This window comes from Solemya elarraichensis gill symbiont (genome assembly GCF_002021095.1).
GTDB lineage: Bacteria > Pseudomonadota > Gammaproteobacteria > Chromatiales > Chromatiaceae.
The window spans coordinates 1-1,101 of sequence record NZ_MPRK01000369.1; the positions used below are offsets into that span (position 1 = coordinate 1).

The 1,101-nt window shown below is 45.1% G+C and carries 1 protein-coding gene; it reads left to right on the plus strand.

Annotated elements, in window-relative coordinates:
• Positions 1 to 367: 367 nt before the first annotated feature.
• A complete protein-coding gene (locus BOW51_RS10990; protein WP_078477735.1) occupies positions 368 to 598 on the plus strand; it encodes a helix-turn-helix transcriptional regulator in 231 nt (76 codons plus the stop codon).
• The last annotated feature ends 503 nt before the right edge of the window (positions 599 to 1,101 follow it).

Here is a 1,101-nt window from a genome sequence, read left to right on the forward strand (position 1 = left end):
ATCTTGTTGGCAAGTGCTCGGATTTCTTTTTCGTTCATCGTGCTTATCTCCCGTAGGGGTTAATGATAAGCAGATACACAAACTAATTTACAGTCTCCGTTATTGTCTTGACAGCCTCGCAGAATAGAACTAACATAGAACGCTAATGAATGTCTTCGGTTCTGAACAACCTTATAGGATTCAGTAGAAGGCAATAGCATTTCAAAACAGTCTCTCCACCGCAAAGCTGAGCACCCCTCATGGGACTCAGAATCGAGAAAGACCAAGTGATGACGTGCAACGGTGCAGGGTATTTAACCCTGTGAGTTGATTACGCCTGCCGCTTAGTTTTTCTTATATTTGCGACTGGCCAGTGAAGGAGACTTCAATGGCTACTATGTTACCTCAGACCGGTTATTTACGTTTATCGCAAATAATTGGTAATCCTAAGACCAACACTCCTGCAATTATCCCAATCGGACGTAGCACTTGGCTTGAAGGTGTGAAATCCGGGAAATATCCTAAGCCTGTAAAACTTTCTCCGAGAATAACCGCTTGGCGTGTTGAAGAGATTGTCGAGTTAATTGAGAAATTATCTGCAGCAAAGGAGGTCATATGACTTCCCGAGACAAGAAGCGTCAAGAACTGATCGAAAAATGGGTCAAACAGGGCGGTTTTAGAGGGCGTATAAACGCGTTCTGCATTGAGTGCATCTATGACCCTTACGTCAAGGTCGCATGGAGAAAACAGGTTGAAAAATGCACCGCTCCTAACTGTCCTTTGTTTGATATCAGGCCATGCAGTGAGAATTCATTAGATGGCTAGATCACGTGCTAAAGCAACTGGACGCGCTGATACTGAGCCGTTCGTCTCATTGCCCAAGAGTGTGTTGAACTGTGACAACTACATAATGTTGTCATATTCAGCAAGGAGTTTACTGGTAGATATTGCTGTGCAATACCGTGGAAACAATAACGGAGATTTGCAATGTACGATTTCACTGATGAAACAACGCGGTTGGAAATCATCCGCTGCGCGCCAAGGAGAGAGAATCGAAGGCGCGTAGTCCCCGGTAGCCACTAGGCGAGACTGTTTTTCTGACGTGCGCCAGCGCCAAAGGAA